The sequence below is a fragment of the Aliiroseovarius conchicola genome, from assembly GCF_041403445.1.
GTDB classification, from domain to species: Bacteria; Pseudomonadota; Alphaproteobacteria; order Rhodobacterales; family Rhodobacteraceae; genus Aliiroseovarius; species Aliiroseovarius conchicola.
This window is the reverse complement of record NZ_JBGEHL010000003.1, coordinates 452,253-477,712: the sequence shown is the minus strand read 5'-3', so window position 1 is coordinate 477,712 and position 25,460 is coordinate 452,253. Positions and strand designations below refer to the sequence as shown.

Sequence of the window (25,460 nt, the reverse complement as noted above, 5' to 3'; positions counted from 1 at the left end):
GCACATTCCCGCGCTGGACTGGCAAGTAGGGCTGGATCAGCGCGTATTGATTTTCTGTTATCTCATTCATAACAGATACCTAGCATCAAATAGCACTAAGTAATAGTGTTAACAGGCCCTAGTAAGCGAGCGGACTGGTTTAGATTGTGATGATGGAGAAGAACTAAGCTGTGACATGCTCTTGGAAATTGAAGTTCCTTAATCAACTAGTTGCCGTTTTTCTGTTGACCAACTCCTCGTTTGCAGAAGGTGTTGAAACAACGACTAAAGAGGTCGGAGATGTTATGCATCAGTTGTTTACAAGTACTACTTGTTCTACGGCAATCGATGCGGCCTCCGAAATATCGGCAGGTAGCGCACATGTTAAGGACGTTCTTCTTGTGATGAACCTTACTTTCTATTTGAAGGCGTTTGCTGCTGGACTAGGTAAAGAAGTAGCGGATGTGAACATCGCCTTTGGTAAGTTTTGTAAATCAAATCCCGAGAAGCTGGTTTCCGATTTTCGGTAGCAGGTGCGTTCGGTCGGACCGCCTGAGTCAGAGCCCGTGTAGTGCACGGGCCACGCCCGACCCTCCCCCCCCGGGAGGGCGTATTGCAACGACTCAAACTGCAGGATCGTTCGCAGCGGGGCAATGCCCCAAGAAACGTAACCGACCAAAACGCCCACCCAGGGTCGGGCGTGGCCCTCGCTTCGCCATGTCAGAGGCTTTCTGCCCATCCTCTTAATTCCTGATTGCACTTTCCCCCAAAACCCCCGATTTCGAGATAGACATGCATGCGAATGGAAGGACAGGGCATGATTGAACGTATTGAAACCGGGGTGCGCTCCTCGAAGATCGTTAAGTACAAGGGCATCGCCTATATCACTGGTCAGGTGGGTGAGGGCGAGACTATTCAAGAGCAGACTGCAGAATGCTTGCGCCGTTTGGATGCTCTGCTGGAAAAGGCCGGATCGACGCGCGAAAACATGCTGCGTGCGACCATCTGGTTGGCAGATATGAGTGATTTTGCCGGGTTGAACGAGGTTTGGAACGCGTGGGTTCCCGAGGGCCATGCGCCGGCGCGCGCCTGCGGTGAAGCCAAGCTGGCCCGGCCTGAACTGAAGGTCGAAATCATCGTCGACGCCGCCTACGAAGAGTAATCTCAGGACTGCGTGACCTCATCAAAGGGCAGCCGGTATCCGCCGTCTGCCCTTTTCCTATCGTTGCCGTCTCTGCCTGGCAAATCTGCGCCGAAAAGGAAGGCTATACGCCGATCCCATACACCCCAATCGCCTCTTCCAGCTGAGTCTCTTCATAGCCAAAATGCGACTGCACCACGGTCTCCAGCTGTCGAAACAACGCGCGGGCCTCGTTGAACTTCTCTTGGTCGACCTCGAACATCAGCGCCATCGCGGCGCGCTCCAGACGGACCAGCAGCTCATGCACGACCTTGTGCTCTTCTTTCAGTCGTTCGACCACGGCGCGTAGGGCGTCGTTGCCTTTCCCGGCGAGTTCGGGGAACAAGGCGTATTCCTCGATGTCGTGATGCCCGTTCAGCACTTTGCACTCCCGCCCACAGAGCGCGCCGAATTGCCGGACGTTCTGTGCAAACTCGGCTGAGGTTATTGTGTTCGTCAGGTCCTTGCCTGACGCTTCGCCCGCCTCGATCCGGTCCAGCACGATCCCGATCCGGCCCACGTCGTTCAGGTGCATCCTGTGAATCGCCGCCAGCCGCCGTCCCGCGCGCCGGTCATCGTCCGTGGCGTGGGGCAGGGCGGGCATGGTCGGGCGGGTGCCGAAGTCGACTGTCAGGTCGGCAAGGGGGGTATCGTTCAGATCTTCCAAACGATCACTCACCCCACTTGTAGTTAAAGCTCACTGACAGCCGCTCTTCCTCACCGGTGTTCTGCATTACTTCATGCCGTAACCAGCTTTCCCACAGCAGCACGTCGCCCTCGGCCGGGCGCTTGGTGATGAAACCTTGCAATGCTTCGCGGGCGTCCTTGCGGCGGGGTGGGGCGGCCATCATGTGGACGTGGCGGGGGTCTTCATAGCGCAGGGCGCCGGCCCCTTCGGGAAGGGCAAGATAGGTTGTGCCAGAGATCACCGAATGCGGGTGGATGTGTGCGGAGTGATAGCCGCCGGGCGGCAGGATGTTGATCCAGATATCCTCAAGTTCCAGCTTGCGATCATCCAGATTGAATTCCAAGTCCTCGGCAAAGGCAGCGACATGCTTGTCCAGTGCGTCCACCAGATCTTTGAAGATCGGAAACCGCCACGGCAGGTCGGTTAGGGAGGCATAGGAGGTGTAGCCGGGATAGCCCTCGGCCTCGCACCATTCCTGCCCCGCCTCGTCATCCTCGGCGATGGAATAGCAGCTGTCATAAAGCTCGTCTTGGCTGACCTTGGGGTCAAATTCTGACAGCTGAGCGTGGTAAAGGCGGGTCACGAAGAGGGAAGATATATTGGCCATGGTGGAGTGATACTCCAGACTTTCATACTGTGCGAGCGCTCTTTTATCTTGTGATGCACAACGCGTACGGGTTAGCGTTTTTGGCCGACCAGAGTTGGCGCACATTTAACTGGTGAGGCACGAGATGAAAACCGTAGACATCGTAAAATGGATCGCAACGGCCGTCCAATTGGTCGGATATGCGCTCACAGGATTGAACATAGTCCCTTTAAACGTCTTCATGTTTTTTATCGGGATCGGGCTGTGGTTCGCGGTTGGTGTCATGTGGAAAGATCGGGCAATCATGGTCGTCCATGTTGGTGCCTTTATTTCCCTTTTTGTTGGGTATCTGAACGCGGCCTAAGAAAACAAGGCAATCCAGCGTCTTTCCTGTTGCCACGCCCATGCCTGTCCCCTATAGACGCACATCTCATGGATTCCGGCGACGGGATTCGTGTGTTTTGACATTCACCCACCAGACATGGGGTGACCTGCCAACAAACGGGGCAGAGCTCTCTGGTGCAAGGAAAGGAAAAGGCGAATGAACGCCAAGGAACTGCGTGATCAGTCTCCTGACCAGCTGCGCGAAAAGCTGGCAGATCTGAAAAAAGAGGCTTTCAACCTGCGTTTCCAGCAGGCCACTGGTGCCATCGAAAACACCGCTCAGATGCGTAAGGTTCGTCGCGACGCTGCTCGCGTGAAGACCATTCTGAACGAACAAGCCCGCGCTGCGGCTGAGTAAGAGGAGCCAGTAGAATGCCCAAACGTATCCTGTCAGGCACTGTAACAAGCGCCGCAAATGAACAAACCGTAACTGTGTCGGTTGAACGCCGTTTCACACACCCGGTTCTGAAGAAAACCATCCGTAAGTCCAAAAAGTACCGGGCTCACGATGAGAAGAATGCCTATAAGGCTGGCGACACCGTCCGCATCATTGAATGCGCGCCGAAGTCGAAAACCAAACGTTGGGAAGTTCTGGAAGGCTAAGTTTTGCCTTCCCGGACGACTTAACAAGTCGAAACCCTGGGGGATCCGCCACGCATCGGCGCCCCAAAGGTCGGGAGAAACCACATGATCCAGATGCAAACAAATCTGGATGTAGCTGACAACAGCGGCGCTCGCCGTGTTCAGTGCATCAAGGTTCTGGGTGGTTCCAAGCGTAAGTACGCATCCGTTGGCGACATCATTGTCGTCTCGGTTAAGGAAGCCATTCCACGCGGTCGCGTTAAGAAAGGTGATGTCCGTAAGGCCGTCGTCGTTCGCACCGCTAAAGAAGTCCGTCGTGACGACGGCACTGCCATTCGGTTTGATCGCAACGCCGCGGTTATTCTGAACAACAGCAACGAACCCGTCGGCACACGTATCTTCGGACCAGTTGTTCGCGAACTTCGCGCGAAGAACTTCATGAAGATCATCTCGCTGGCTCCGGAGGTGCTGTAAGATGGCTGCTAAGTTGAAAAAAGGCGACAAGGTTGTCGTTCTGGCCGGTAAAGACAAAGGCAAGCAGGGTGAAATTACCTCTGTTGACCCGAAAGCTGGCAAAGCCGTTGTAGACGGTGTGAACGTTTCCATCCGCCACACCCGTCAGAGCCAGACCAGCCAAGGTGGCCGCATCCCGAAAGCGATGCCGATCCAACTGTCTAACCTGTCTCTGCTGGACAAAAACGGCAAAGCAACGCGCGTTGGCTTCCGCGAGGAAGACGGCAAGAAAGTGCGTTTCGCCAAAACCACAGGGGAGACTGTCTGATGCTTGATACCGCAAACTACACCCCCCGCCTGAAAGCCGCTTACAAGGACAGCATCCGCGCTGCCATGAAAGAGGAATTCGGTTACAAGAACGACATGCAGATCCCGCGTCTGGATAAAATCGTTCTGAACATTGGTTGTGGCGCTGAGGCCGTTAAGGACTCGAAGAAAGCCAAGTCGGCTGTGGCAGACCTGACGGCAATTGCCGGTCAGCAAGCTCTGACGACGAAAGCCAAGAAATCGATCGCTGGTTTCCGTGTTCGCGAGGACATGCCGCTGGGTGCGAAAGTCACCCTGCGCGGAGACCGGATGTACGAATTCCTGGACCGTCTGATCACGATCGCAATGCCTCGTATCCGCGACTTCCGCGGCGTTCCTGGCAGCTCCTTTGACGGCCGCGGCAACTATGCCACTGGCCTGAAAGAGCACATCGTGTTCCCAGAAATCGACTTTGATAAAGTTGATGAGACCTGGGGCATGGACATCGTGATTGCCACCACCGCGAACACCGACGCGGAAGCAAAGAGCCTGTTGAAGCACTTCAACATGCCCTTCAACAGCTGATCCGCGGGAAGGAAAAGACATGGCTAAAAAAGCAATGATCGAACGCGAGAAAAAGCGTCAGGCGCTGGTGGAGAAATTCGCCGCAAAACGCGCTGCGCTGAAAGAGATCGCAAACGATGAGAGCAAGACAATGGAAGAGCGTTTCACCGCCCGCCTGAAGCTTGCAAAACTGCCGCGTAACTCGTCGGCCACACGCTTGCACAACCGCTGCCAGCTGACCGGTCGTCCTCATGCTTACTATCGTAAGCTGAAAGTTTCGCGGATCGCGCTGCGGGAACTTGGCTCGAACGGCCAAATCCCCGGCCTGGTGAAATCAAGCTGGTAAGGGAGAGATAGATATGAACGATCCTATCGGCGATATGCTCACCCGTATCCGTAACTCGCAAATGCGCGGCAAGTCGGTTGTTTCGACACCTGCTTCCAAACTGCGTGCTTGGGTTTTGGATGTTCTGGCCGACGAAGGCTACATCCGCGGTTACGAAAATGGCACTGACGAGCGTGGGCACCCCACACTTGAAATCAGCCTTAAATACTTTGACGGTGTTCCGGTTATCCGTGAACTCCAGCGGGTTTCGACCCCTGGCCGTCGCGTCTATATGGGCGTGAAAGACATCCCACAGGTCCGTCAGGGTCTGGGTGTGTCGATCGTTTCGACCCCTAAAGGCGTCATGTCCGATGCAAACGCTCGCAACCAGAATGTTGGTGGCGAAGTGCTTTGCACCGTATTCTAAGGAGGCTTTCTAATGTCTCGTATTGGTAAAAAACCGGTCGAGCTGCCCGCAGGCGTTACTGTTTCGCTTTCAGGTCAGTCCGTCGAAGTTAAAGGCCCGAAAGGTGTCCTTAACTTCACCGCAACCGATGATGTCACCATCACCGTTGAGGACAACCAGGTAAATGTCGAGCCGCGTGGCAAGTCCAAGCGCGCCCGTCAGCAGTGGGGCATGAGCCGCACAATGGTTGCCAACATGGTTACTGGTGTCACTGACGGTTTCAAGAAAGAGCTGGAAATCAACGGTGTTGGTTACCGGGCCCAAATGCAGGGTAACACTCTGAAACTGAACCTCGGCCTGTCACATGACGTTGACTATGTTGCACCGGAGGGCGTCACAGTGACCGCTCCGAAGCAAACACAGATCATCGTTGAAGGCATCGATCAACAACTCGTCGGCCAAGTCGCGGCCAATATCCGCGCATGGCGGAAACCCGAGCCCTATAAAGGCAAAGGTATCAAATACAAAGACGAGTATATCTTCCGCAAGGAAGGTAAGAAGAAGTAAGGACCAGACAGATGGCAAACAGCAAACGGACCCTGTTCCTCAAGCGCCGCCTGCGCGTCCGGAACAAACTTCGCAAGCACAATGTTGGCAAGCTGCGCCTTTCGGTGCACCGCTCCAACAAGAACATCAGTGTTCAGATCATCGACGACGTTCAGGGCACAACCCTGGCCGCCGCTTCCTCGATGGAAAAAGATCTGGGCGTTGTGGGCAAAAACAACGTAGAGGCCGCTTCCAAAGTAGGCGCTGCGATTGCCGAACGTGCGAAAAAAGCCGGCGTCGAAGAATGCTACTTCGACCGCGGTGGCTTCCTGTTCCACGGCAAAGTGAAGGCCTTGGCCGACGCAGCCCGTGAAGGTGGCTTGAAGTTCTAATCAACAGAGAGGGGCGTTGGGTCAACCCGACGCCCCTCCGATGATCCGGGGGCAATCGCCCACTTGGATTGAGTTTTTACGGCGTGAACAGCGCGCCACCATGAAAGGATGTTCTGATGGCAGAACGTGATAACCGCCGGGGACGTCGCGATCGCGACGAAGCACCGGAATTTGCAGATCGCCTGGTCGCGATCAACCGTGTATCGAAAACTGTTAAGGGTGGTAAGCGCTTTGGCTTCGCCGCACTTGTCGTCGTTGGCGATCAAAAAGGCCGCGTAGGCTTCGGTAAAGGTAAAGCGAAAGAGGTCCCCGAGGCCATCCGCAAAGCCACCGAGCAAGCCAAGCGTCAAATGATCCGCGTGCCACTTCGTGAAGGCCGCACCCTGCACCATGACGTCGAAGGACGTCACGGCGCTGGTAAAGTGATCATGCGCACAGCACCTGAAGGTACCGGTATTATTGCTGGTGGCCCAATGCGTGCCGTGTTCGAAATGCTGGGCATCAAAGACGTTGTATCGAAGTCGATCGGTTCGCAGAACCCATACAACATGATCCGCGCCACCATTGACGGTCTGAACAAAGAGGCCAGCCCTCGCATGATCGCCCAACGTCGCGGCAAAAAAGTTGCGGACATTCTGGGCGCGAAATCTGAAGCTCCGGCACCCGCTGCCGAAGCCGCAGACGCGTAAGGAGATCTGACCAATGGCTAAAACCATCGTTGTAAAACAGATCGGCTCGCCGATCCGTCGCCCTCAAGACCAGCGCGCCACGCTGATCGGTCTGGGCCTGAACAAAATGCACAAAACCCGTGAGCTTGAAGATACACCTGCTGTTCGCGGCATGATCTCCAAAGTGTCGCACATGGTTGAGATTGTGGAAGAGAAAGGCTGAGCTGAGGCTTAGACCAACTCTTGAAGAAATGAAGCACCCCGGTCAGAAATGGCCGGGGTGTTTTCGTTAGAGTTCTACAATTGAGGGCGTCTCGTTCTCCACGCCTCTAAAACTAGCAACAAAGCGAACGACCTCATCAAAATCTTCCAGTTCATGTGATGTCGTTATTATGAACCTCGAGGGGTCCATTCCATCACTAACGATATAGCTATCAATCTCATCTTCAATCGCAGCCGCCCCGGCACCCCAAATCGCAATGAGCTTGACTTGGGTTTTGATGCAGGTCTCGACGAACCGCGAAAGGTCCGCTTCAATAGAAAGTGGTAGTTTCAATATGACTTTCTTCACTTCAGCTCCTGATCAAAACCAGTTTCGCCACTCAAGAAATCGTATCCCAGAGTCAATGAATAAGAAATCATGGAAAATCGAGGGCAGCTCACTCGCTCCAGATCTCGTTATCGAGTTGCGACAGCAGCTTGATGCCTCGGAGAATCGCTTGAATGCCCTCCCGCGACCACTCGCTCCTCCATGGCTTGTATTCCCTGATTACGAACGCGGGCGCATGGGATGGCGGATGGGGGCTGGTGAAGATTAACGGATGTATTTTCGGAAATGGGTTCTCAGATTACCAGACATCGAACAGCTTGCTTACATTAGCCAAACACCGGAACCAGCAGGCTGGGCTGGGTGGTTTAAAACAATCGTTGATTAAGTTGGATCCCAACCATTGCGATCCATGCAACCTGGCCATTCTCAAACAGCGTTGGTGGTCTCACATGCACCCACCTAATTGGGCGCTAACAAATACACCCTGTTTAGGACCAAGCAAATGAACGCCATCGTCTCCCCGGTCGTTCCGTTGGCAAACGCGATTGCTGACGTGATCATCCACACTCAGTCTGCTGTGCGCCGGTTTGTAGCGTCGGATAGTGTTCCGACATGGACCGAGTACATGAAGAGCTACAATAGGTAAGCCCTGCCGATCGGCTCTGATGAACCCCGGCCTTCGTGCCGGGTTCTGTCGTTCTGGGGCGTTTTCAGTTTGATCAGTCTCCGAAGTGGCATGAGAATCGCAGCCATTCGATTCTTTGAACACTGAAATGCGTTGATTCCACGCGGATAAACGGGGTCGTGGGACTGGCGGCTGGCTTTGAGCGCGTGATTTGATCGATATTTGCCGCAGTTAAGCGCTGATATTCGAATGAAATCCGGGCTGGCCCATTAACGATCATCGTCGAAACCACCCACGAGCTGCCGAAACCCCTTGTTTTCAAGACTCCAGAAAAAGTTTCCTCCAATATGCCATTTTTCTAAAAAAAGGGGTTGCGACTCTCTGCGGGTAAGCCTAGAACCCCCTTCACCGGCGGCGCTGATGGCGCACAACGGGACGCGGGACGGCGGCGCGACGGAGTTGCGGCAAGGGAGCGCGGAGAAAGTTTTGAGGTTTTTGATGCGGGTTGCGCCAAAGAGATGCGGTGCTTCCGGTTGATTTTGTCTCGGTCCTTTTTGGGCCACGCTCTTTGACATTGATGGTATTTGAAGAGATATGTGGGCGGTTTGGTTCATTTCGATGAACAAACAACTGCGCATATGTCAACTACCTAGGTATGGTTTCGGCCTTATCGATGATGGATAGTCAGCTTCACTGTTTGGACGGCTTTTGTTTACTTTGTAAACTGAAGCACAACAAACAGAGACGCATTCATGCTTTCAGTAAGGCATGGATGTTGAATGTCCCGACTTTAGTCGGTTGGGACGATATGTGCAGAGGTTCGAACGTCAAGGATAAGCTGGTAACAGCTTTTCAACTTGAGAGTTTGATCCTGGCTCAGAACGAACGCTGGCGGCAGGCCTAACACATGCAAGTCGAGCGCAGTCCTTCGGGACCGAGCGGCGGACGGGTTAGTAACGCGTGGGAATATACCCAGTTCTAAGGAATAGCCTCTGGAAACGGAGAGTAATACCTTATACGCCCTTCGGGGGAAAGATTTATCGGAATTGGATTAGCCCGCGTTAGATTAGATAGTTGGTGGGGTAACGGCCTACCAAGTCGACGATCTATAGCTGGTTTGAGAGGATGATCAGCAACACTGGGACTGAGACACGGCCCAGACTCCTACGGGAGGCAGCAGTGGGGAATCTTAGACAATGGGCGCAAGCCTGATCTAGCCATGCCGCGTGAGTGATGAAGGCCTTAGGGTCGTAAAGCTCTTTCGCCAGGGATGATAATGACAGTACCTGGTAAAGAAACCCCGGCTAACTCCGTGCCAGCAGCCGCGGTAATACGGAGGGGGTTAGCGTTGTTCGGAATTACTGGGCGTAAAGCGCGCGTAGGCGGACTAGTAAGTTAGGGGTGAAATCCCAGGGCTCAACCCTGGAACTGCCTCTAAAACTGCTAGTCTTGAGTTCGAGAGAGGTGAGTGGAATTCCGAGTGTAGAGGTGAAATTCGTAGATATTCGGAGGAACACCAGTGGCGAAGGCGGCTCACTGGCTCGATACTGACGCTGAGGTGCGAAAGTGTGGGGAGCAAACAGGATTAGATACCCTGGTAGTCCACACCGTAAACGATGAATGCCAGTCGTCGGGTAGCATGCTATTCGGTGACACACCTAACGGATTAAGCATTCCGCCTGGGGAGTACGGTCGCAAGATTAAAACTCAAAGGAATTGACGGGGGCCCACACAAGCGGTGGAGCATGTGGTTTAATTCGAAGCAACGCGCAGAACCTTACCAACCCTTGACATCCTGATCGCGGTTTAGAGAGATCTATTCCTTCAGTTCGGCTGGATCAGTGACAGGTGCTGCATGGCTGTCGTCAGCTCGTGTCGTGAGATGTTCGGTTAAGTCCGGCAACGAGCGCAACCCACATCCTTAGTTGCCAGCAGTTCGGCTGGGCACTCTAGGGAAACTGCCCGTGATAAGCGGGAGGAAGGTGTGGATGACGTCAAGTCCTCATGGCCCTTACGGGTTGGGCTACACACGTGCTACAATGGCAGTGACAATGGGTTAATCCCAAAAAACTGTCTCAGTTCGGATTGGGGTCTGCAACTCGACCCCATGAAGTCGGAATCGCTAGTAATCGCGTAACAGCATGACGCGGTGAATACGTTCCCGGGCCTTGTACACACCGCCCGTCACACCATGGGAGTTGGTTCTACCTGACGACGCTGCGCTAACCTTCGGGAGGCAGGCGGCCACGGTAGGATCAGCGACTGGGGTGAAGTCGTAACAAGGTAGCCGTAGGGGAACCTGCGGCTGGATCACCTCCTTTCTAAGGATGATCTTAGCAGCGAGAACTTGTTCTCACTCGTAGATCACTTAGCAATGATCTGTCCTTTGCAGATCAACATCAGACGGACCAGGCCGTCCTCATATCTCTTCAGTACAGTAAATTCCAAAGACAGACCTGCCGGTCTGGTAAGGGTCGGTAGCTCAGGTGGTTAGAGCGCACGCCTGATAAGCGTGAGGTCGGAGGTTCAAGTCCTCCTCGACCCACCAACATCCAATTTGCTCAAGCAAATTGGATGAGCGACAGTCTTTCTTGACGGGAAGCGACAGGGTATTTGACGCAGTCAAATGTCCCGAGAGCGGCCTTCAGGATGGGTTGGGGCAGACGTCTTTAAGCCTTTCGGCAGATTTTACGTTGTAAAATCGCCTTTCGGCTACCCGCAGATTGCTTTGCAATCCGCTTTAGGGGCCTTAGCTCAGTTGGTAGAGCGCCTGCTTTGCAAGCAGGATGTCAACGGTTCGAATCCGTTAGGCTCCACCAAAATCCAATTCCAAAGGAATTGGATTAACAACGCTCCTTCTTGACGGAAAGCGGCAGACTATTCGCACAGCGAATGGTACAGCGAATGGTCGAGAGCGACCCACAGGATCAAATCAGCAAGTACTTCAGAGTATTTGCTCATTCGATCCAATCGAATGCAAATTGACATCGTATAGAGAGAAATAAACAACATTGTTGGTCACACGCGTGTGTGTTGATCTCAGCGTGGTTCCTTCCGTTTTGTTATCTCCGCAAGGAGTTGATGGGACGGGTTACAAGGAAGGCTTTTTAGCGACCCTTTCCTCGGTTGCTTTAAGGTATCCCGCCTGAAACGACGATGTTGTCCAAGTCAAGTACACTAACCAACGTTTAAATCCGCACGGATTTGAACGCGTTTGATCCGCAAGGATTGAACATGTGCTTCTTAACGGATCAAAGACCGACATCTGCGATCTGGTTCTTCGGAACAGTTAAGAAGCGCGGGAAAGTATGCTTTTGGTCCAGATTGTCCGCCTGATTAATTTTGGGGGGATAAGAGGTCAGATATACAAAAGGTCTGTCTTCTTCTGGATCAAATCAAGCGCGAGAAGGGCGTTTGGTGAATGCCTTGGCAGTAAGAGGCGATGAAGGACGTGATACTCTGCGATAAGCTTTGGGAAGTTGAGAATAGACGCTATACCCAAAGATCTCCGAATGGGGCAACCCACCTGACAGTTTGATATAATTGCTTTCGAGCAGCTTATATCTTTCTGAGACAGGTATTTATAGACTGAATACATAGGTTTATAAAAGCAAACCCGGGGAACTGAAACATCTAAGTACCCGGAGGAAAGGAAATCAATTGATACTCCCCTAGTAGCGGCGAGCGAACGGGGACCAGCCGAGCCATGAGTGTGGATAGAATGTGTTGGAAAGCACAACCATAGTGGGTGACAGTCCCGTATATGAAGCATGATTGGACGTATTAAGTAGGGCGGAACACGTGAAATTCTGTCTGAAGATCGGAGGACCACCTTCGAAGGCTAAGTACTCCTTACTGACCGATAGTGAACCAGTACCGTGAGGGAAAGGTGAAAAGCACCCCGACGAGGGGAGTGAAACAGTACCTGAAACCGAACGCCTACAATCAGTCGGAGCCCCCTTGAGGGGTGACGGCGTACCTTTTGTATAATGGGTCATCGACTTGGTCTATCTAGCAAGCTTAAGCCGTTAGGTGTAGGCGCAGCGAAAGCGAGTCTTAATAGGGCGAATGAGTTAGGTGGATCAGACCCGAAACCGAGTGATCTAGGCATGGCCAGGTTGAAGGTGCAGTAACATGCACTGGAGGACCGAACCCACATCTGTTGAAAAAGATCGGGATGAGCTGTGCCTAGGGGTGAAAGGCCAATCAAACTCGGAGATAGCTGGTTCTCTGCGAAATCTATTTAGGTAGAGCGTCGGACGAATACTCTCGGGGGTAGAGCACTGAATGGGTAATGGGGGCCTACAGCCTTACTGATCCTAATCAAACTCCGAATACCGAGAAGTACTATCCGGCAGACACACAGCGGATGCTAACGTCCGTTGTGGAGAGGGAAACAACCCTGACCTACAGCTAAGGCCCCTAATTCATGGCTAAGTGGGAAAGCAGGTGAGACGACCAAAACAACCAGGAGGTTGGCTTAGAAGCAGCCATCCTTTAAAGATAGCGTAACAGCTCACTGGTCTAATTTAAGTTGTCTTGCGGCGAAGATGTACCGGGGCTCAAGCCATGAGCCGAAGCTTAGGGTGTGCACTTATGTGCACGCGGTAGCAGAGCGTAGTGTGACATAGTTCCATGTCTCTTTAACTCATTCGTTGTATTGCTTAATTATTTGAGGCTCGTCCTCAAGTAGCGAAGCGGTAGGACATTAAAAATGAGTGTCGGAGACACGGAGCTTTCTGTGAAGCCGGCGCGTGAGCGATCCGGTGGAGAGATCACTAGTGAGAATGATGACATGAGTAGCGACAAACAGGGTGAGAGACCCTGTCGCCGAAAATCCAAGGGTTCCTGCTTAAAGCTAATCTGAGCAGGGTAAGCCGACCCCTAAGGCGAGGCCGAAAGGCGTAGTCGATGGGAACCAGGTTAATATTCCTGGGCCATGAGGTGGTGACGGATCTCGAAGGTAGTTCATCCTTATCGGATTGAATGGGCTGCTTAGAGGTTCCTGGAAATAGCCCCTCTATTAGATCGTACCCTAAACCGACACAGGTGGATAGGTAGAGTATACCAAGGCGCTTGAGAGAACGATGTTGAAGGAACTCGGCAAAATACCTCCGTAAGTTCGCGAGAAGGAGGCCCAGTTTCTACGCAAGTATTGACTGGGGGCACAAACCAGGGGGTGGCGACTGTTTACTAAAAACACAGGGCTCTGCGAAGTCGCAAGACGACGTATAGGGTCTGACGCCTGCCCGGTGCCTGAAGGTTAAAAGGAGGAGTGCAAGCTCCGAATTGAAGCCCAGGTAAACGGCGGCCGTAACTATAACGGTCCTAAGGTAGCGAAATTCCTTGTCGGGTAAGTTCCGACCTGCACGAATGGCGTAACGACTTCCCCGCTGTCTCCAACATCGACTCAGCGAAATTGAATTGCCTGTCAAGATGCAGGCTTCCCGCGGTTAGACGGAAAGACCCCGTGCACCTTTACTACAGCTTCGCACTGATATCAGGCACAACATGTGCAGAATAGGTGGTAGGCTTTGAAACCGTAACGCCAGTTGCGGTGGAGCCTCCTTTGAGATACCACCCTTGTTCTGCTTGATATCTAACCGCGGTCCGTTATCCGGATCCGGGACCCTGCGTGGCGGGTAGTTTGACTGGGGCGGTCGCCTCCTAAAGAGTAACGGAGGCGCGCGAAGGTTGGCTCAGAGCGGTCGGAAATCGCTCGTTGAGTGCAATGGCAGAAGCCAGCCTGACTGCGAGACTGACAAGTCGAGCAGAGTCGAAAGACGGCCATAGTGATCCGGTGGTCCCGAGTGGAAGGGCCATCGCTCAACGGATAAAAGGTACGCCGGGGATAACAGGCTGATACTGCCCAAGAGTCCATATCGACGGCAGTGTTTGGCACCTCGATGTCGGCTCATCTCATCCTGGGGCTGGAGCAGGTCCCAAGGGTACGGCTGTTCGCCGTTTAAAGAGGTACGTGAGCTGGGTTTAGAACGTCGTGAGACAGTTCGGTCCCTATCTGCCGTGGGTGTAGGATACTTGAGAGGAGTTGCCCCTAGTACGAGAGGACCGGGGTGAACGAACCACTGGTGGACCAGTTGTCGTGCCAACGGCAGTGCTGGGTAGCTATGTTCGGACAGGATAACCGCTGAAGGCATCTAAGCGGGAAGCCCCCCTCAAAACAAGGTATCCCTGAGGACCGTGGAAGACTACCACGTCGATAGGCCGGAGATGTAAGCGCAGTAATGCGTTCAGTTGACCGGTACTAATTGTCCGATAGGCTTGATTTGATCCAGTAGAAGACAGTTCTACGCCGCGCTCAAGTAGCGAAGCGATAGCGCAACTATACTGATCTATCAAAAGCATACACACCTAAGTGTACTGACTTGGAATAGCTTCTTTCTCGGTTTGGTGGTCACAGCACCAGTGAAACACCCGATCCCATCCCGAACTCGGCCGTTAAGCACGGTTGCGCCAATGGTACTGCGTCTTAAGACGTGGGAGAGTAGGTCACCGCCAAACCTAGTAAGAAGCTAAATCTCTCTAAACGATATCAAATACAACAAAACGCCGTCAGCATAACGCTGGCGGCGTTTGACGTTCACAACAACCCTAATCAAACAACGTCGCACAACCCAAAAAACGAGAAACACGCGAGCGGATATCAAACCAACGAGGCAAAAAATCTTCTGGGTACTCCAATACAACGTCAAGCGAATGCGAACTCATGTAATGCGTACACGATCTGCCGGTCGATCCGTCAGGTCGGCATTCAATCACTGTATCCAAAAGTTCATCTGACCCGAGATGTGTGAAAACCTCCTGGTCGCTTGATGAATGACCGAGCGCGTGGTTAAGTCCATATCGGTCAGGCTGTTGGACATGTACATCAGCCGACGAAGTGCTCGAAGGTCCCCGAAGTGTCGCAAGAATGGAACTCAGTTCTTCAAAATCGCCAAGCAGCAGCGAAACATACCCGATACCCGCAGGTAATCGCTGCTTAGCTGCGTCAAGTCGCTCTGCATCCTGTCGATGCACCGGCAATGCATTGTGTATCATAAGCCGGAAGAAAACGGATCCGTGTCGCAAGCCACTTAACCAGTCGCTGCGATTCTCTAGATATTCACGCGGCAACGTGACTGGCACTTCTTTGCCTTCGGTTGGCATGTCGATAAAGAGTACCACCCGGCCTGCAGTTTGTTCGAACAGGTGGCAGGGGTCTTTCTCGGGTGTGTTTATTAACGCCTCATATCCCGACGCAGAGCATGTCTGACCAGTTAACAACGTGGCAGCAAAGGTGGATATGAGAATGCAGGATCGCTTCACACGCCAATTATGCGCGTTTCGGAGTGCTTGGGCAAATCCGGATGGGATCACTGGCAACGAACAGTGGCCTTGGATCGGGATGCTCTGGCGACGGTACCTATTCCAAGGGAAGGGAAACTCGGACCTGTAGGGTTTCCAGACCGGGATTGATCGGAACGATGTCGCCATTGGAACGGTGATCAAGTGAAAGGCTATAGCGCCTGCCTGCTGGATCCTGGTATCCTGCATCTACACCTGAACGAAACTCTATGGGATGACCCATGACAGGTCCGCCTCCACGCATCCAAATGCCCGGCATGAAAGACAGCTGAGCAAACGCTCGGTCTTCCCAAAGATGAAATGAGTTTACGGCTCCTGCCCCAAACCAGAAGTCTCCAAGATTATCGACTGATACGCCGACCGCTGGCTGGAAAGGACCAAAAGCTACCGGGAGGTCGTACCTGTAATAGAGTTCACCGCCGATGGAATCGGCCTCGAAGATCAGATCACCAGCAGAGATCGCATGCCGGGCGACGGCCGCCACGGGTTTGACGCAGCTCCTATCACAATGATTGACCCACATATCGATCAAACCCGTCAGCAAGAACAAGACTGCAAGCGTGCCGTCCATACAAATATCCCTTCATGTTCTCAGATGGTTACCTGAACAGATGTCGTTTGTCACGTGAGCGGAAAACCGGTGTCATCTTTGTTACGAATTATCGCCGAATGCGCTTGTGGTTCCGAAATACTGGGCCTATATAAACCCCATTGGCGCGGGATGGAGCAGCCCGGTAGCTCGTCAGGCTCATAACCTGAAGGTCGCAGGTTCAAATCCTGCTCCCGCAACCAATACCAAAAACCGGCTTATGGCAGATGCCTAGGCCGGTTTTTTGTTTGTACTTTGGCCATGACTGGGCGGAGCAGACACAAGTCTGCATACGATGAAAAAGTCGCTTATTGACCCAGCGCCACCGTTTGGCCGTGCCAGCTATCGTGTTGCGGCTTGATCGTTGGATTCATATGGTGACGATATCGAAATCATGCGTATTCATCTCAGCGCGTGCTCCATTCATACCAGACGAAGAGTCATACGTGGCTGGGCGAGCTTGCTTGCCTGTTAGATCGTTCAAAGATTTGAGTGTACTGCGAGGTCGGATTTTAGAGTACGTAGCCCGCCGAAGAGAGCCGCGCGCCCAAACGGCACCAACACAGCCCTGATGACGAAAGGGGAATCCTTTGCCCTCTGATTTTCTCGACTCCTCCGCAATCGAAAGTCGCCATTGCTTCAACACTCCGGAGCATCGCAGTTGGCTTGTGAACGATGCGCATCGCCAAATTGCTTTCTTCAAAGCAAGCTTGCGACCCGAAGGCGGGTTTTTCGTACTAGGTCATGACGGCAAACCGTTGGTGGGGACAGTGCAGGAGTTGCATACGACAACGCGGTTGGTTCATTCCTATGCGCTTGCGAAATGTGCGGGGGCTGACGGGTGCGATCAGATTATTGATCATGGCCTCTCCTACCTTTGGAAGCGGCATCGCGATGCCCAGCATGGTGGCTATCTTTGGGCATTAGACGGAGTAGACATCCATGATGACCGTAAGCTGGCCTATGGGCACGTATTTGTGCTGTTGGCTGGGGCGAGCGCCAAACTTTCAGGTCATCCTGATGCGGATCGGTTGATTGACGATGTTACCGAAGTGCTGGAGCAGCGGTTCTGGGAGGAAGATGCAGGCCTCTTCGCTGACGAATGGAACCGGGATTGGACGCCATTCTCGGATTATCGCGGAATGAATGCGAATATGCACGGGGTGGAGGCACTGCTCACTGCCTTCGAGGCTACCGGGCGTCAGAGTTATTTGGACAAAGCTGGCCGCATTTTGCGATTTTTCATAGATGGAATGGCGCTATCCGAGGGGTGGAGATTGCCCGAGCACTACACCAAATCTTGGCAGATCGACCGCAGCTATTCGGGGAACCCAATGTTCCGTCCAGCGGGGACAACCCCCGGCCATTCTTTCGAACTCGCGCGCCTGTTGTTGCAGTGCTGGGATTTGAAGGGAAGACCGAATGATGGATCCCCAGATAAGGCATGGAGCTTGGTTCAGCGTGCGCTTGAGGATGCGTGGGATGCAAAAAAAGGCGGTCTGGCTTACACGTTGCAGTTTGACGGCACACCATACATTCGGGATCGATATTGGTGGCCTGTGACCGAAGCGATTGGCGTCCTAGCCTGCTTTTTGAAGCTTGGCGGAACCGAAGCGCAAAAGGACTGGTACGCCCGCCTGTGGCAGTTTGCCGACGCTCATTTCATCGACCACGAGCATGGGGGTTGGTATCCTGAGATTGATGCGGAAGGTCGTCCAACCGTCACGCAATTTAATGGAAAACCCGACATCTATCACGCGTTGCAGGCAACGCTGATTCCGCTGGCTCAGCACATCTCGCGGTTGGGCGAAAATCTGCACGGCTTGTTAAAAATCACTGCGGATTAGCCTCCGGCATTTTGGATCAGGCTGCCATCGCCGCTGCCCGTCGAAGTGCCGTCCCATCCGCGGCAAATAAATGGGTATTTTCACGTTGGAGGCTCAAACCAAGCCGGTCGCCGGGGCGTGCGGGGATGTTCCCATGTACTCGAACCATCAGTGGACCAACACCATCAACATTCATGTAAATGTTAGTGTCCGATCCTAAGTGTTCGACCACATCCGCCACACCGGCAAAATCCGCTGTCTTATCGTCAACGACGTCAATATGTTCTGGTCGAATACCCAGTTCGGACGCGTGGACTGTGTCCGGTAGATGGGGCAGATTAATTGTCGCGTTATTGGTAAGGGTCACCGAGCAGTCGCCCCCCGTTACAGGTACCACGTTCATTGTGGGAGAGCCGATGAACTGCGCAACAAACTTGTTGGCGGGTCGTTCATAAAGCTCGAGCGGGCTGCCAACTTGTTGAATATCCCCGCCGTGCAAAACCACGATACGATCAGCAAGGGTTAGGGCTTCAACCTGATCATGAGTGACATAGACCATGGTTGCACCCAATCTCTGGTGCAGGCGCGCGATCTCTAACCTCATCTCGACACGGAGGGCTGCGTCAAGGTTCGACAGAGGTTCGTCAAATAAGAAGGCGCGGGGGTCACGAATGATCGCCCGCCCCATGGCCACGCGCTGCCGTTGCCCACCGGACAACGCTTTAGGAAGCCGTTCTGTCAACGCGCTTAGTCCAAGGGTGTCAGCGGCCTGCTGGACGCGCGAGACACGGTCCTCGGAAGGGTCTTTGCGGATCTCCATCGAGAAACCCATGTTCCGAGCCACATCCATGTGGGGGTAAAGGGCGTATGACTGAAATACCATTGCAATGTCTCGATCGCGCGGCCGCACGTCATTCATGCGCTCTCCGTCAATCAAAAAGTCCCCAGACGTGATCGGCTCCAATCCGGCAATCATCCGAAGAAGTGTCGACTTACCGCACCCGGATGGTCCGACCAAAACGACGAACTCGCCATCTTGGATGTCGAGGTTGATGTCCCGCAGAACTTCAACCGCTCCGTACCGTTTCACGACGTTTTCAAGTTGCATACGTGCCATCGGTGGCTCCTATCCTTTGACCGCGCCGGACGTCAGTCCTTGCACGAGGTAGCGTTGAATGAAGATAAAAAAGAGACAGCTTGGGATCAGCGCCAAGACGCCTGCGGCCATCATCTGCCCCCAGTCGACCGAAAACTTGGAGACGAAAGTGAGCAATCCAACCGGGAACGTCATCGCATCGTTCTTGGAAATTAGCATCAGGGCAAACAGAAGCTCGGACCATGCAGCTGTAAATACAAAACCAAGAGTCGCGCCCAATCCAGGCAAGGTAAGCGGGAAGATGACTTTGCGTAGTGCCTGAAAGCGCGAGCAGCCGTCCATCATGGCGGCGTCTTCCAAGTCTTTTGGAATACCGTCAAAAAAGGACTGCATTAGAAAGGTTGCAAAAGGGATGTTGAAAGCCGTGTAGACCACGATTAGCGACGTCAGAGAATTTAGCATTCCCAGCGACGACACGATTTTATAGATCGGTGCAATGATCATCAGAAGGGGAAACATCTGGGTGATCAACATCACAGCAATGATGAGCTTCTTGCCGCCGAAATCGAACCGTGAAAATGCGTAGCCAGCCCCGGCGGCGATTAACGTCGTGATCGCGGCTGTACCTAGCGAGACAAATAAAGAATTACCGAAATAGGTCACGAAATCTGTTTGAAAAATCACGGTTCGGAAGTTTCCGAACGTTAGCGTTGACGGCCACATGTTGGTGCCTTCGGTAAAGATCAACCGGTCTGGCGTGATAGCAATTTTGAAGAGCCAATAGAGCGGGAACAACGCGAATGTCAGATATGCTGCTAGCGCGGTGTATTTGCCAATAGCTAGGATCGGATTGTTGCGGCGTACGGACATTGGTTCTCCTTAAATCCGGACGAGTTTCTTGCGTAGCCACAGCAACACAACTGCATAGACGAGCAAGATCGCCAGCAATGCGACAGCAACGGCCGAGGCATAGCCGAAGTCGAGTTTCCGAAAGGCCGTTGTAAAGATGTAGGAGCTGACGATTTGGGTCGAATTTGCCGGTCCACCGCCTGTCATAACGTAGATCAAGTCGGCAAAGTTCGCGATCCAGATGGTTCGCAACATCACAGTAATCGCGATCATTGGCGCCAGAAATGGAAGGGTGATTTTGGTGAAAGACTGCCACGGCGTTGCGCCGTCAATTTCGGCGGCTTCATAAAGCTCGCCGGGGATGGATTGAAGAGCCGCCAGAAGGGTGATCGCAAAAAAGGGTACACCGAACCAGACATTCGCGGTGATCGGGCCCCAAAGGGCAAGCTCTGGATCCCCGAGGATATTGTAAGGCTCTGATATGATCCCGAGCGCCGCCAACCAATGCGGCAGGGGGCCGATGACTGGGTTGAACAACCATGCCCAGGTTAGGGCCGAGAGAAAGGTGGGAACCGCCCATGGCAAGAACACCAAAGCTTGAAATACCCGTTTTCCGTAAAACTGGGTATTCAGAAGCATCGCAAGGCCAAGGCCCAGCATGAATTGAAATGCGATCGACCAGAACGTCCACCAAAAGGTATTCTCCAGCGCGACCCAGAACTTCCGATCAGACCAAAGCGCTTGGTAATTCTCTAGTCCCACCCAACCGGTGTTGAATGGTCGTAGAAGTTCGATGGATTGAAAGGAATAGGAAATTCCGATGATCAATGGGATCAGCATTACCGTCCCAATCAGGACAATAGCAGGCGATAGATAGATGAAGGGCTCCACCATATACCGCCAGTAGAGCGAGCGACCTGCCCGGCGGGTGCCGGGCAAGGTCTTGTTATGAGCGGTGGTTGTCACTGTTTTGCTTTCCAGTTCGCATATTCGTCTGTGAGAAGCGCGGCCCACTCATCCGCGACCTCTTGCGCGGTGCGTTGTCCCAGAAGGGCCTCTTGGCTGCTTTCCAACAAAACTGTGCTGGCAAAGTACCCCCACTGTTCCAGGTAGGTAGGCATCACTGTTGGGACGTATTGCTCGCCATTCAGTTCCTCGAACCAACCTTTGAACTGATCGGTTTTGAAGTGAGGGTCCTGATCTGCACCTTTGTGGATTGGGATCACACCAACGCGTTTGGCCCAGGTGGCGTTCGCTTCAGGCGAAGACAGGGACGCAACAAGCTTCCATGCATCAGCTTCGTGGTCTGTGGACTTGAAGACCGACCAACCCGCAAAACCAATGGTCGGGAACGCTTTGCCTGATGGGCCCACGGGCATCGGGATCACTGCGAAGTCTTCGGCGGGCATCCGCTCGGCGATGGCGATCAAGGCATCCGGGTCCTGATCAAGGAAGGCGCACGTGCCGGAATAGAAACCTGCGACGATCTCGTTAAAGCCCCAGTTGACACTGTCTTTCGGGGCATAGCCCTTTTGATACAGGTCCATCATGAATTGGATACCTTCCACAGATCCGGGTTCGTTGATCCGGCTTTTGCCATCCGCGGTAAAGAACTCGTTGGTGCCATTCATGGTGGCTCCAAACATAATCCAACCGTTGGTTCCGCCGGGGCCTCCGCGCAGACAATAGCCCGACTTGCCATCAAGCGCCGAGACTTTTGCCGAGGCGTCCATGAACTCCGCCATGGTCGTGGGCGGGCTCTCTACGCCTGCCTCGGCCAGCAGTTTTTTGTTGTAAAACATGGCGCGCAGATAAAACCCGTAGGGGATCATATAAGCGTCGCCGACCTGCCGGCCCATCGCCAGCGTTTTATCCGTCAGCGTTTCGCCATGTTCCCAACCAGCAATGTGCTCTTCTAGGCTGGCCAACTGATCAGACCCCGCATAAAGCGCGAGCCAAGTGTCGGGCATTTCAACGACATCAGGAATGTCGCCACCGGCCACCATGGTTGCGAGTTTTTCGAACGCCTGTCCCCAAGGGAGGCTGACGATCTCGACCGTTACACCCTCGTTTGCGTCTTCGAAGTTGTCGACTAGCCCTTGCAAGACTTTTGTGCGTTCAGGACTGGTGATCACTTCGACCAATTTCAGGGTGGTGTCAGCGTAGGCAGTCCCAGCCATCAACATGGCGGCGGTGCTAATACCAGTTAAAAGATGTCTCATAGGAGTTTCCTTCTTTTCTGTTGGAGGTCAGCGTCTTTTCACCCTCTCAGGTCGCGCTTTGGTTCAGGGCGGTTAGAAAGTCCGCCCAAAGGTCTTCGGCGTTCTCCAGCCCAATGTTCAGACGAACCAAGTTGGGAGAGACGCCAAATTTCTGCATCGAATTCTGTTCGCCGGCCTGTGCCAGTCCCACACGGGCTGGCAGGATCAGGCTTTCAAAGCCGCCCCAGCTGACACCAAGCCTGAACAGGCTTAACGCATCTGACAGTTTGGGAATGTCCACGCTGTCATCAAATTCAACCGACATCAGGCCGGATCGACCGGTCAGGCCGGGCACGGTATTTGCACCGGGGCTATTTACTCTGCGGACATTTGGAAGCGTGGCCAAACGGTCCACAAAGAGGTTCGCGGTGGCCTCGTGCTGATTCATCCTTGCCTCAAGAGTTCGCAATCCACGGGTCAGCAAAAACGCTTCGAAAGGTGCAAGCTTGCCACCCAAAAGTGGAAGGCTCAGATCACGGATGCGAGAAATATGATCGAGGGAGGAGACGACCACCCCCGCAACCGTGTCTGAATGCCCCGATATGTATTTCGAGGCGGAGTGAAGGACGATGTCGATCCCCAATGTCAGCGGCTGTTGAAATACAGGGCTGGCCCATGAGCTATCGATCATTGTTAGGGTGCCGTGGTGTCTGGCATGCTTGGCCACTCGGGGCAGATCCATGGGTTGAAACACGACCGAGCTGGGACTTTCCAAGTAGGCGATATCGACACCTTTCAGAAGCTCTGGCTTGTCCTCGAATTCCTGAGCTGAATGATATGTGATCTCGATACCGAAGGGGCGCAGCAAACGTTCCATCAGCCGATAGGTGTCCGGGTAAACGTGTTCAATGCAGGCGATGCGACAACCGGGTTTTACAAACGCCAACAAAGTTGATGATATGGCAGCCATTCCCGATGCAAACCCGACGGCAGCATCACCTCCTTCAGCTGTGGCTATCAAGTTTTCAAATGCAGCGACGGTCGGATTTTGTACGCGGGTGTAGATCGCCTGATTTGTTCGGCCGGCCATACGGTCTTCGAAATCTTGGTAGTTGTCGAACGTGAACAAGGACGTCTGAACAATGGGCGGTGTGACAGCGCCCTCTGCGTCCGCCATAACAGAGTTCAACAGCGTTGCGAGTGCGTGCGGGTCAGACATCATATGTCTCCATCACCTTGTGAATTTCGGCTTCAACCATGTCCAAAATCTGGGTCATGATCCGCATGGCCTCGGCCTCGTCCCCGGCGACGACAGCGTGGGCCAGATGTGGGTGGAGCGGGATCGACGCCTGACCAAGTTGCGGCTGGCCGAACGGCGCCTCGTACATCTCCCCAAATGCTTGTTGGATTTGCTGTATAAGCTGACCGAACAAAGGATTTCCGGATGCATCCTGCAAGGCCTTGTGAAACCGATAATCTGCAGCCCGCCAATCTTCGCCAGCGTCGTAGATTTTCATTAGCTCTGCCGATCGGGCAAGGATAGCGCCTGAATGGTGGTCGTCCACGTTTCGCGCGGCCATGCGGACGCATTCGACCTCTAGCGGCTTGCGGACTGAATGGGTTCGGAGAAGGCTTTCCGCCTCAAGCTTAAGCGTGACGGGCAAATGGATCGAGTTCGAAGCGACCTCGGTCGCCAATCGCGTGCCGGCTTTCTTGTTGCGCGTCACAATGCCCATGTTCTGCCATGCGGTCAGCGCTTCACGGACTTTTGCACGTCCCACGCCTAGTTTCTTTGCGATCTCAACTTCTGGCGGTAGGCGATCCCCGATCCCAAGTCCTGCGCGTTCAATCATCAAAGAGAGGGCGTCCAGTACACCCCGCTTACTGTCGCTAATCTCAAGCATATCAAGTGCATTCGGTGTGCCTTGAGCTTGACCACTCTGCGTGTTTTGCGACTTGGCCGACACTTTGTAGACCCTCCTAACATGATTGTGCCAGGACGGTAGATATAATGTCGGACAAAATCAACAATAATGTAGGACATTATAAAATCATATAATAACAATATGTTATGTAGGAATTGCTCAGAAAGAGGGTTGGGTGCTGCGCGCACAGACTTAGCGATTCGAAGGTTGCGCGGCATCTTTAGAACGGCACTGTGGCGGTGCTGGGGTGATGTTCTCGCCAGCGGAGACCTAATCTGCTGGGGCAGCGAGTGAGCCGCGAATGCAGACCGTGGCGTCAAGCTCGACCGTCGTACCGGCACTTTTGTTTTCGACCATATCAACCAGTATTTCGGCCGCGCCACTGCCCATGTCGCGATGGGGGACATGGATTGTGGTCAAGGGTGGCTCGACGATCCGGGCAAGCTCAATATCGTCGAACCCCGTGATTGAGATGTCTCCAGGAACGCTTAGTCCCATATCGCGCGCCTGCCGGATCGCGCCGGCCGCCATAACGTCGTTGCCGCACATGACAGCGGTAGGCGGGGTGGCGTCGGCCATCAGATCGGCAAACGCAGTGGCGCCGGTTTCGATAGCGTATGACGTCTCGATAATCCGAAGGTCGTCGGGATTCAGTCCGGCTTCGCGCAGCGCATCTTTTGCCCCTTGTACTCGAAGGCGCGCCCGGTCATTGCCCTTGGTTGCGGCTGAGATCAGGGCGATGCGTCGGTGGCCCATATCCAACACTTGTCTGGTGAGCGCACGCATGGCTTTGCGATTGTCAAATCCTATCGAGGGTAGGTCCGCGTCCGGATCGTGCGTCCAAGCGACCAGCGCGGGGATGTTTTGGCGGCTAAGAAATTTGCGGATTGTCGCGTCCCGGTCATGGCCGATCAGCAAAAGCCCATCCGCGCCGCGTGACACGAGTGAGCGGATCTGTTCTTCTTCGATGTCCGCTTGGTAGGACGAGCTCGCCACAAGCAACGTATAGCCCTTTGCACGCAAACCTTCCTGAAAGGCTTGCAGGCCACGCGCAAAGATCGCGTTCTCCATCGTTGGGATGATCGCGCCAATTGTGTTGGTCCGCTTTGCCGCCATAACCCGGGCGCCAAAATTGGGTGAGTATCCTAGCCGATTAATCGCGGTTGTGACTTTGTTTCGAGTGCTTTCAATGACGCGATCGGGCGTGTTGATGCAGCGTGATACCGTTGCCGTCGACACACCTGCCAGCCGCGCGACATCGTCGAGTGTTGGGGCATTGCGTTGAGAAGACATGGTTTTTTGCTTTCGGCGAAAGAGCTCGGGCACATTCGGTTTTTCTAAATAAAATATGCAGTTTTTGCAAAACAATGTAAAC

At 53.6% G+C, this 25,460-nt stretch carries 27 protein-coding genes, 3 tRNA genes and 3 rRNA genes; 22 read left to right on the top strand and 11 right to left on the bottom strand.

Annotated features, from left to right (window positions below; genetic code table 11):
* The first annotated feature begins 224 nt into the window (after window positions 1-224).
* Both V6N04_RS08120 and V6N04_RS08115 read left to right on the top strand, forming a co-directional pair.
* Window positions 225-509: a hypothetical protein gene (locus tag V6N04_RS08120; protein ID WP_371169637.1), complete on the top strand. Its 285-nt coding sequence runs from the start codon at window positions 225-227 to the stop codon at window positions 507-509.
* A 287-nt stretch (window positions 510-796) separates the two neighbouring features.
* Window positions 797-1,141 carry a RidA family protein gene (locus V6N04_RS08115; RefSeq protein WP_371169636.1) on the top strand — a complete coding sequence of 115 codons (345 nt, stop codon included), beginning with the start codon at window positions 797-799 and terminating at the stop codon, window positions 1,139-1,141.
* A gap of 103 nt (window positions 1,142-1,244) precedes the next feature.
* Here the strand turns inward: V6N04_RS08115 and V6N04_RS08110 are convergent, their stop codons facing one another.
* Together V6N04_RS08110 and V6N04_RS08105 are read right to left on the bottom strand one after the other, a co-directional pair.
* Complete coding sequence (locus V6N04_RS08110) at window positions 1,245-1,838, bottom strand: hemerythrin domain-containing protein (RefSeq protein ID WP_371169635.1); 594 nt, start codon at window positions 1,836-1,838, stop codon at window positions 1,245-1,247.
* Complete coding sequence (locus tag V6N04_RS08105) at window positions 1,831-2,454, bottom strand: TIGR02466 family protein (protein ID WP_371169634.1); 624 nt, start codon at window positions 2,452-2,454, stop codon at window positions 1,831-1,833. Before V6N04_RS08105 ends, V6N04_RS08110 begins: the two co-directional genes overlap by 8 nt.
* 124 nt (window positions 2,455-2,578) lie before the next feature.
* On the opposite strand from V6N04_RS08105, the gene V6N04_RS08100 reads away from it, so the two are divergent.
* The 12 genes from V6N04_RS08100 to rpmD all read left to right on the top strand — a co-directional run bounded on the left by V6N04_RS08100 (window position 2,579) and on the right by rpmD (window position 7,282).
* On the top strand, window positions 2,579-2,797 hold the full coding sequence (locus V6N04_RS08100; RefSeq protein ID WP_371169633.1) for a DUF6552 family protein: 219 nt from the start codon (window positions 2,579-2,581) through the stop codon (window positions 2,795-2,797).
* A 177-nt stretch (window positions 2,798-2,974) separates the two neighbouring features.
* A complete protein-coding gene (rpmC, locus tag V6N04_RS08095) occupies window positions 2,975-3,175 on the top strand; it encodes a 50S ribosomal protein L29 (RefSeq protein WP_371169632.1) in 201 nt (66 codons plus the stop codon).
* Window positions 3,176-3,189: 14 nt separating this feature from the next.
* The gene (gene rpsQ / locus V6N04_RS08090; RefSeq protein ID WP_260518120.1) at window positions 3,190-3,420 is read left to right on the top strand and encodes a 30S ribosomal protein S17; all 231 of its coding nucleotides are present in this window, start codon (window positions 3,190-3,192) and stop codon (window positions 3,418-3,420) included.
* Window positions 3,421-3,504: 84 nt separating this feature from the next.
* Window positions 3,505-3,873: a 50S ribosomal protein L14 gene (rplN, locus tag V6N04_RS08085; protein ID WP_093731777.1), complete on the top strand. Its 369-nt coding sequence runs from the start codon at window positions 3,505-3,507 to the stop codon at window positions 3,871-3,873.
* Between the two features lies 1 nt (window position 3,874).
* Window positions 3,875-4,180, top strand: coding sequence for a 50S ribosomal protein L24 (gene rplX, locus V6N04_RS08080; RefSeq protein WP_371169631.1), 306 nt, complete (start codon window positions 3,875-3,877; stop codon window positions 4,178-4,180).
* Complete coding sequence (gene rplE, locus V6N04_RS08075; RefSeq protein WP_371169630.1) at window positions 4,180-4,743, top strand: 50S ribosomal protein L5; 564 nt, start codon at window positions 4,180-4,182, stop codon at window positions 4,741-4,743. The genes rplX and rplE overlap by 1 nt, the downstream gene beginning before the upstream one ends.
* Window positions 4,744-4,762: 19 nt before the next feature.
* Window positions 4,763-5,068, top strand: a complete 306-nt coding sequence (gene rpsN / locus V6N04_RS08070) for a 30S ribosomal protein S14 (protein ID WP_371169629.1) — start codon at window positions 4,763-4,765, stop codon at window positions 5,066-5,068.
* Window positions 5,069-5,081: 13 nt separating this feature from the next.
* Window positions 5,082-5,474 carry a 30S ribosomal protein S8 gene (gene rpsH, locus V6N04_RS08065; protein WP_371169628.1) on the top strand — a complete coding sequence of 131 codons (393 nt, stop codon included), beginning with the start codon at window positions 5,082-5,084 and terminating at the stop codon, window positions 5,472-5,474.
* A gap of 12 nt (window positions 5,475-5,486) precedes the next feature.
* Entirely contained in the window at window positions 5,487-6,020 is a 534-nt protein-coding gene (gene rplF / locus V6N04_RS08060) for a 50S ribosomal protein L6 (protein ID WP_371169627.1), read from the top strand.
* Window positions 6,021-6,031: 11 nt separating this feature from the next.
* Complete coding sequence (gene rplR, locus V6N04_RS08055) at window positions 6,032-6,391, top strand: 50S ribosomal protein L18 (protein ID WP_371169626.1); 360 nt, start codon at window positions 6,032-6,034, stop codon at window positions 6,389-6,391.
* 116 nt (window positions 6,392-6,507) lie between these two features.
* Entirely contained in the window at window positions 6,508-7,080 is a 573-nt protein-coding gene (gene rpsE / locus V6N04_RS08050; RefSeq protein WP_371169625.1) for a 30S ribosomal protein S5, read from the top strand.
* A 13-nt stretch (window positions 7,081-7,093) separates the two neighbouring features.
* A complete protein-coding gene (gene rpmD / locus V6N04_RS08045) occupies window positions 7,094-7,282 on the top strand; it encodes a 50S ribosomal protein L30 (protein WP_371169624.1) in 189 nt (62 codons plus the stop codon).
* A gap of 66 nt (window positions 7,283-7,348) precedes the next feature.
* Here rpmD and V6N04_RS08040 read toward each other — a convergent pair whose 3' ends face one another.
* Entirely contained in the window at window positions 7,349-7,630 is a 282-nt protein-coding gene (locus V6N04_RS08040; RefSeq protein ID WP_371169623.1) for a hypothetical protein, read from the bottom strand.
* A 481-nt stretch (window positions 7,631-8,111) separates the two neighbouring features.
* Between V6N04_RS08040 and V6N04_RS08035 the strand changes: the two genes are divergently transcribed.
* The 6 genes from V6N04_RS08035 to rrf all read left to right on the top strand — a co-directional run bounded on the left by V6N04_RS08035 (window position 8,112) and on the right by rrf (window position 14,756).
* Window positions 8,112-8,255, top strand: a complete 144-nt coding sequence (locus V6N04_RS08035; protein ID WP_371169622.1) for a hypothetical protein — start codon at window positions 8,112-8,114, stop codon at window positions 8,253-8,255.
* A gap of 832 nt (window positions 8,256-9,087) precedes the next feature.
* A 16S ribosomal RNA gene (locus V6N04_RS08030) occupies window positions 9,088-10,555 on the top strand.
* Window positions 10,556-10,705: 150 nt separating this feature from the next.
* Window positions 10,706-10,782 (top strand) — tRNA-Ile (locus V6N04_RS08025).
* Between the two features lie 195 nt (window positions 10,783-10,977).
* Window positions 10,978-11,053 (top strand) — tRNA-Ala (locus V6N04_RS08020).
* Between the two features lie 574 nt (window positions 11,054-11,627).
* Window positions 11,628-14,524: ribosomal RNA gene (locus tag V6N04_RS08015) — 23S ribosomal RNA — on the top strand.
* A gap of 117 nt (window positions 14,525-14,641) precedes the next feature.
* Window positions 14,642-14,756 (top strand): 5S ribosomal RNA (rrf, locus tag V6N04_RS08010).
* Together the 16S, 23S and 5S rRNA genes with 2 tRNA genes alongside form the textbook arrangement of a ribosomal RNA operon.
* Before the next feature lie 901 nt (window positions 14,757-15,657).
* On the opposite strand, the gene V6N04_RS08005 is transcribed toward rrf, so the two are convergent.
* The gene (locus tag V6N04_RS08005) at window positions 15,658-16,170 is read right to left on the bottom strand and encodes an acyloxyacyl hydrolase (protein WP_371169621.1); all 513 of its coding nucleotides are present in this window, start codon (window positions 16,168-16,170) and stop codon (window positions 15,658-15,660) included.
* A 144-nt stretch (window positions 16,171-16,314) separates the two neighbouring features.
* Between V6N04_RS08005 and V6N04_RS08000 the strand changes: the two genes are divergently transcribed.
* Both V6N04_RS08000 and V6N04_RS07995 read left to right on the top strand, forming a co-directional pair.
* A tRNA-Met gene (locus V6N04_RS08000) sits at window positions 16,315-16,391 on the top strand.
* 387 nt (window positions 16,392-16,778) lie between these two features.
* A complete protein-coding gene (locus V6N04_RS07995; protein WP_371169620.1) occupies window positions 16,779-18,035 on the top strand; it encodes an AGE family epimerase/isomerase in 1,257 nt (418 codons plus the stop codon).
* A gap of 16 nt (window positions 18,036-18,051) precedes the next feature.
* On the opposite strand, the gene V6N04_RS07990 is transcribed toward V6N04_RS07995, so the two are convergent.
* The 7 genes from V6N04_RS07990 to V6N04_RS07960 all read right to left on the bottom strand — a co-directional run bounded on the left by V6N04_RS07990 (window position 18,052) and on the right by V6N04_RS07960 (window position 25,378).
* Window positions 18,052-19,131, bottom strand: a complete 1,080-nt coding sequence (locus V6N04_RS07990; protein WP_371169619.1) for an ABC transporter ATP-binding protein — start codon at window positions 19,129-19,131, stop codon at window positions 18,052-18,054.
* A gap of 9 nt (window positions 19,132-19,140) precedes the next feature.
* On the bottom strand, window positions 19,141-19,980 hold the full coding sequence (locus tag V6N04_RS07985) for a carbohydrate ABC transporter permease (RefSeq protein WP_371169618.1): 840 nt from the start codon (window positions 19,978-19,980) through the stop codon (window positions 19,141-19,143).
* A 9-nt stretch (window positions 19,981-19,989) separates the two neighbouring features.
* Entirely contained in the window at window positions 19,990-20,925 is a 936-nt protein-coding gene (locus V6N04_RS07980) for a carbohydrate ABC transporter permease (protein WP_371169617.1), read from the bottom strand.
* Window positions 20,922-22,181, bottom strand: coding sequence for an ABC transporter substrate-binding protein (locus tag V6N04_RS07975; RefSeq protein ID WP_371169616.1), 1,260 nt, complete (start codon window positions 22,179-22,181; stop codon window positions 20,922-20,924). Before V6N04_RS07975 ends, V6N04_RS07980 begins: the two co-directional genes overlap by 4 nt.
* Window positions 22,182-22,227: 46 nt before the next feature.
* On the bottom strand, window positions 22,228-23,379 hold the full coding sequence (locus V6N04_RS07970; protein WP_371169615.1) for a PLP-dependent transferase: 1,152 nt from the start codon (window positions 23,377-23,379) through the stop codon (window positions 22,228-22,230).
* Window positions 23,372-24,064 (bottom strand): FadR/GntR family transcriptional regulator, encoded by a 693-nt coding sequence (locus tag V6N04_RS07965; RefSeq protein ID WP_371169614.1) that lies wholly within the window; start codon window positions 24,062-24,064, stop codon window positions 23,372-23,374. The genes V6N04_RS07970 and V6N04_RS07965 overlap by 8 nt, the downstream gene beginning before the upstream one ends.
* 291 nt (window positions 24,065-24,355) lie before the next feature.
* Window positions 24,356-25,378 (bottom strand): LacI family DNA-binding transcriptional regulator, encoded by a 1,023-nt coding sequence (locus tag V6N04_RS07960; protein ID WP_371169613.1) that lies wholly within the window; start codon window positions 25,376-25,378, stop codon window positions 24,356-24,358.
* Window positions 25,379-25,460: the final 82 nt, after the last annotated feature.

Excerpts from the sequence above, each read along its gene's own strand:
- rpsQ (WP_260518120.1), top strand. The coding sequence starts at position 3,190 with ATGCCCAAACGTATCCTGTCAGGCACTGTAACAAGCGCCGCAAATGAA.
- V6N04_RS07965 (WP_371169614.1), bottom strand. The coding sequence starts at position 24,064 with ATGCTTGAGATTAGCGACAGTAAGCGGGGTGTACTGGACGCCCTCTCT.
- rpmC (WP_371169632.1), top strand. The coding sequence starts at position 2,975 with ATGAACGCCAAGGAACTGCGTGATCAGTCTCCTGACCAGCTGCGCGAA.
- rpmD (WP_371169624.1), top strand. The coding sequence starts at position 7,094 with ATGGCTAAAACCATCGTTGTAAAACAGATCGGCTCGCCGATCCGTCGC.
- rpsN (WP_371169629.1), top strand. The coding sequence starts at position 4,763 with ATGGCTAAAAAAGCAATGATCGAACGCGAGAAAAAGCGTCAGGCGCTG.
- V6N04_RS08115 (WP_371169636.1), top strand. The coding sequence starts at position 797 with ATGATTGAACGTATTGAAACCGGGGTGCGCTCCTCGAAGATCGTTAAG.
- rpsH (WP_371169628.1), top strand. The coding sequence starts at position 5,082 with ATGAACGATCCTATCGGCGATATGCTCACCCGTATCCGTAACTCGCAA.
- rplN (WP_093731777.1), top strand. The coding sequence starts at position 3,505 with ATGATCCAGATGCAAACAAATCTGGATGTAGCTGACAACAGCGGCGCT.
- V6N04_RS07970 (WP_371169615.1), bottom strand. The coding sequence starts at position 23,379 with ATGTCTGACCCGCACGCACTCGCAACGCTGTTGAACTCTGTTATGGCG.
- rplE (WP_371169630.1), top strand. The coding sequence starts at position 4,180 with ATGCTTGATACCGCAAACTACACCCCCCGCCTGAAAGCCGCTTACAAG.
- V6N04_RS07975 (WP_371169616.1), bottom strand. The coding sequence starts at position 22,181 with ATGAGACATCTTTTAACTGGTATTAGCACCGCCGCCATGTTGATGGCT.
- rplR (WP_371169626.1), top strand. The coding sequence starts at position 6,032 with ATGGCAAACAGCAAACGGACCCTGTTCCTCAAGCGCCGCCTGCGCGTC.
- rplF (WP_371169627.1), top strand. The coding sequence starts at position 5,487 with ATGTCTCGTATTGGTAAAAAACCGGTCGAGCTGCCCGCAGGCGTTACT.
- V6N04_RS08035 (WP_371169622.1), top strand. The coding sequence starts at position 8,112 with ATGAACGCCATCGTCTCCCCGGTCGTTCCGTTGGCAAACGCGATTGCT.
- V6N04_RS08105 (WP_371169634.1), bottom strand. The coding sequence starts at position 2,454 with ATGGCCAATATATCTTCCCTCTTCGTGACCCGCCTTTACCACGCTCAG.
- rplX (WP_371169631.1), top strand. The coding sequence starts at position 3,875 with ATGGCTGCTAAGTTGAAAAAAGGCGACAAGGTTGTCGTTCTGGCCGGT.
- V6N04_RS07960 (WP_371169613.1), bottom strand. The coding sequence starts at position 25,378 with ATGTCTTCTCAACGCAATGCCCCAACACTCGACGATGTCGCGCGGCTG.
- V6N04_RS08100 (WP_371169633.1), top strand. The coding sequence starts at position 2,579 with ATGAAAACCGTAGACATCGTAAAATGGATCGCAACGGCCGTCCAATTG.
- rpsE (WP_371169625.1), top strand. The coding sequence starts at position 6,508 with ATGGCAGAACGTGATAACCGCCGGGGACGTCGCGATCGCGACGAAGCA.
- V6N04_RS08005 (WP_371169621.1), bottom strand. The coding sequence starts at position 16,170 with ATGGACGGCACGCTTGCAGTCTTGTTCTTGCTGACGGGTTTGATCGAT.
- V6N04_RS07985 (WP_371169618.1), bottom strand. The coding sequence starts at position 19,980 with ATGTCCGTACGCCGCAACAATCCGATCCTAGCTATTGGCAAATACACC.
- V6N04_RS07990 (WP_371169619.1), bottom strand. The coding sequence starts at position 19,131 with ATGGCACGTATGCAACTTGAAAACGTCGTGAAACGGTACGGAGCGGTT.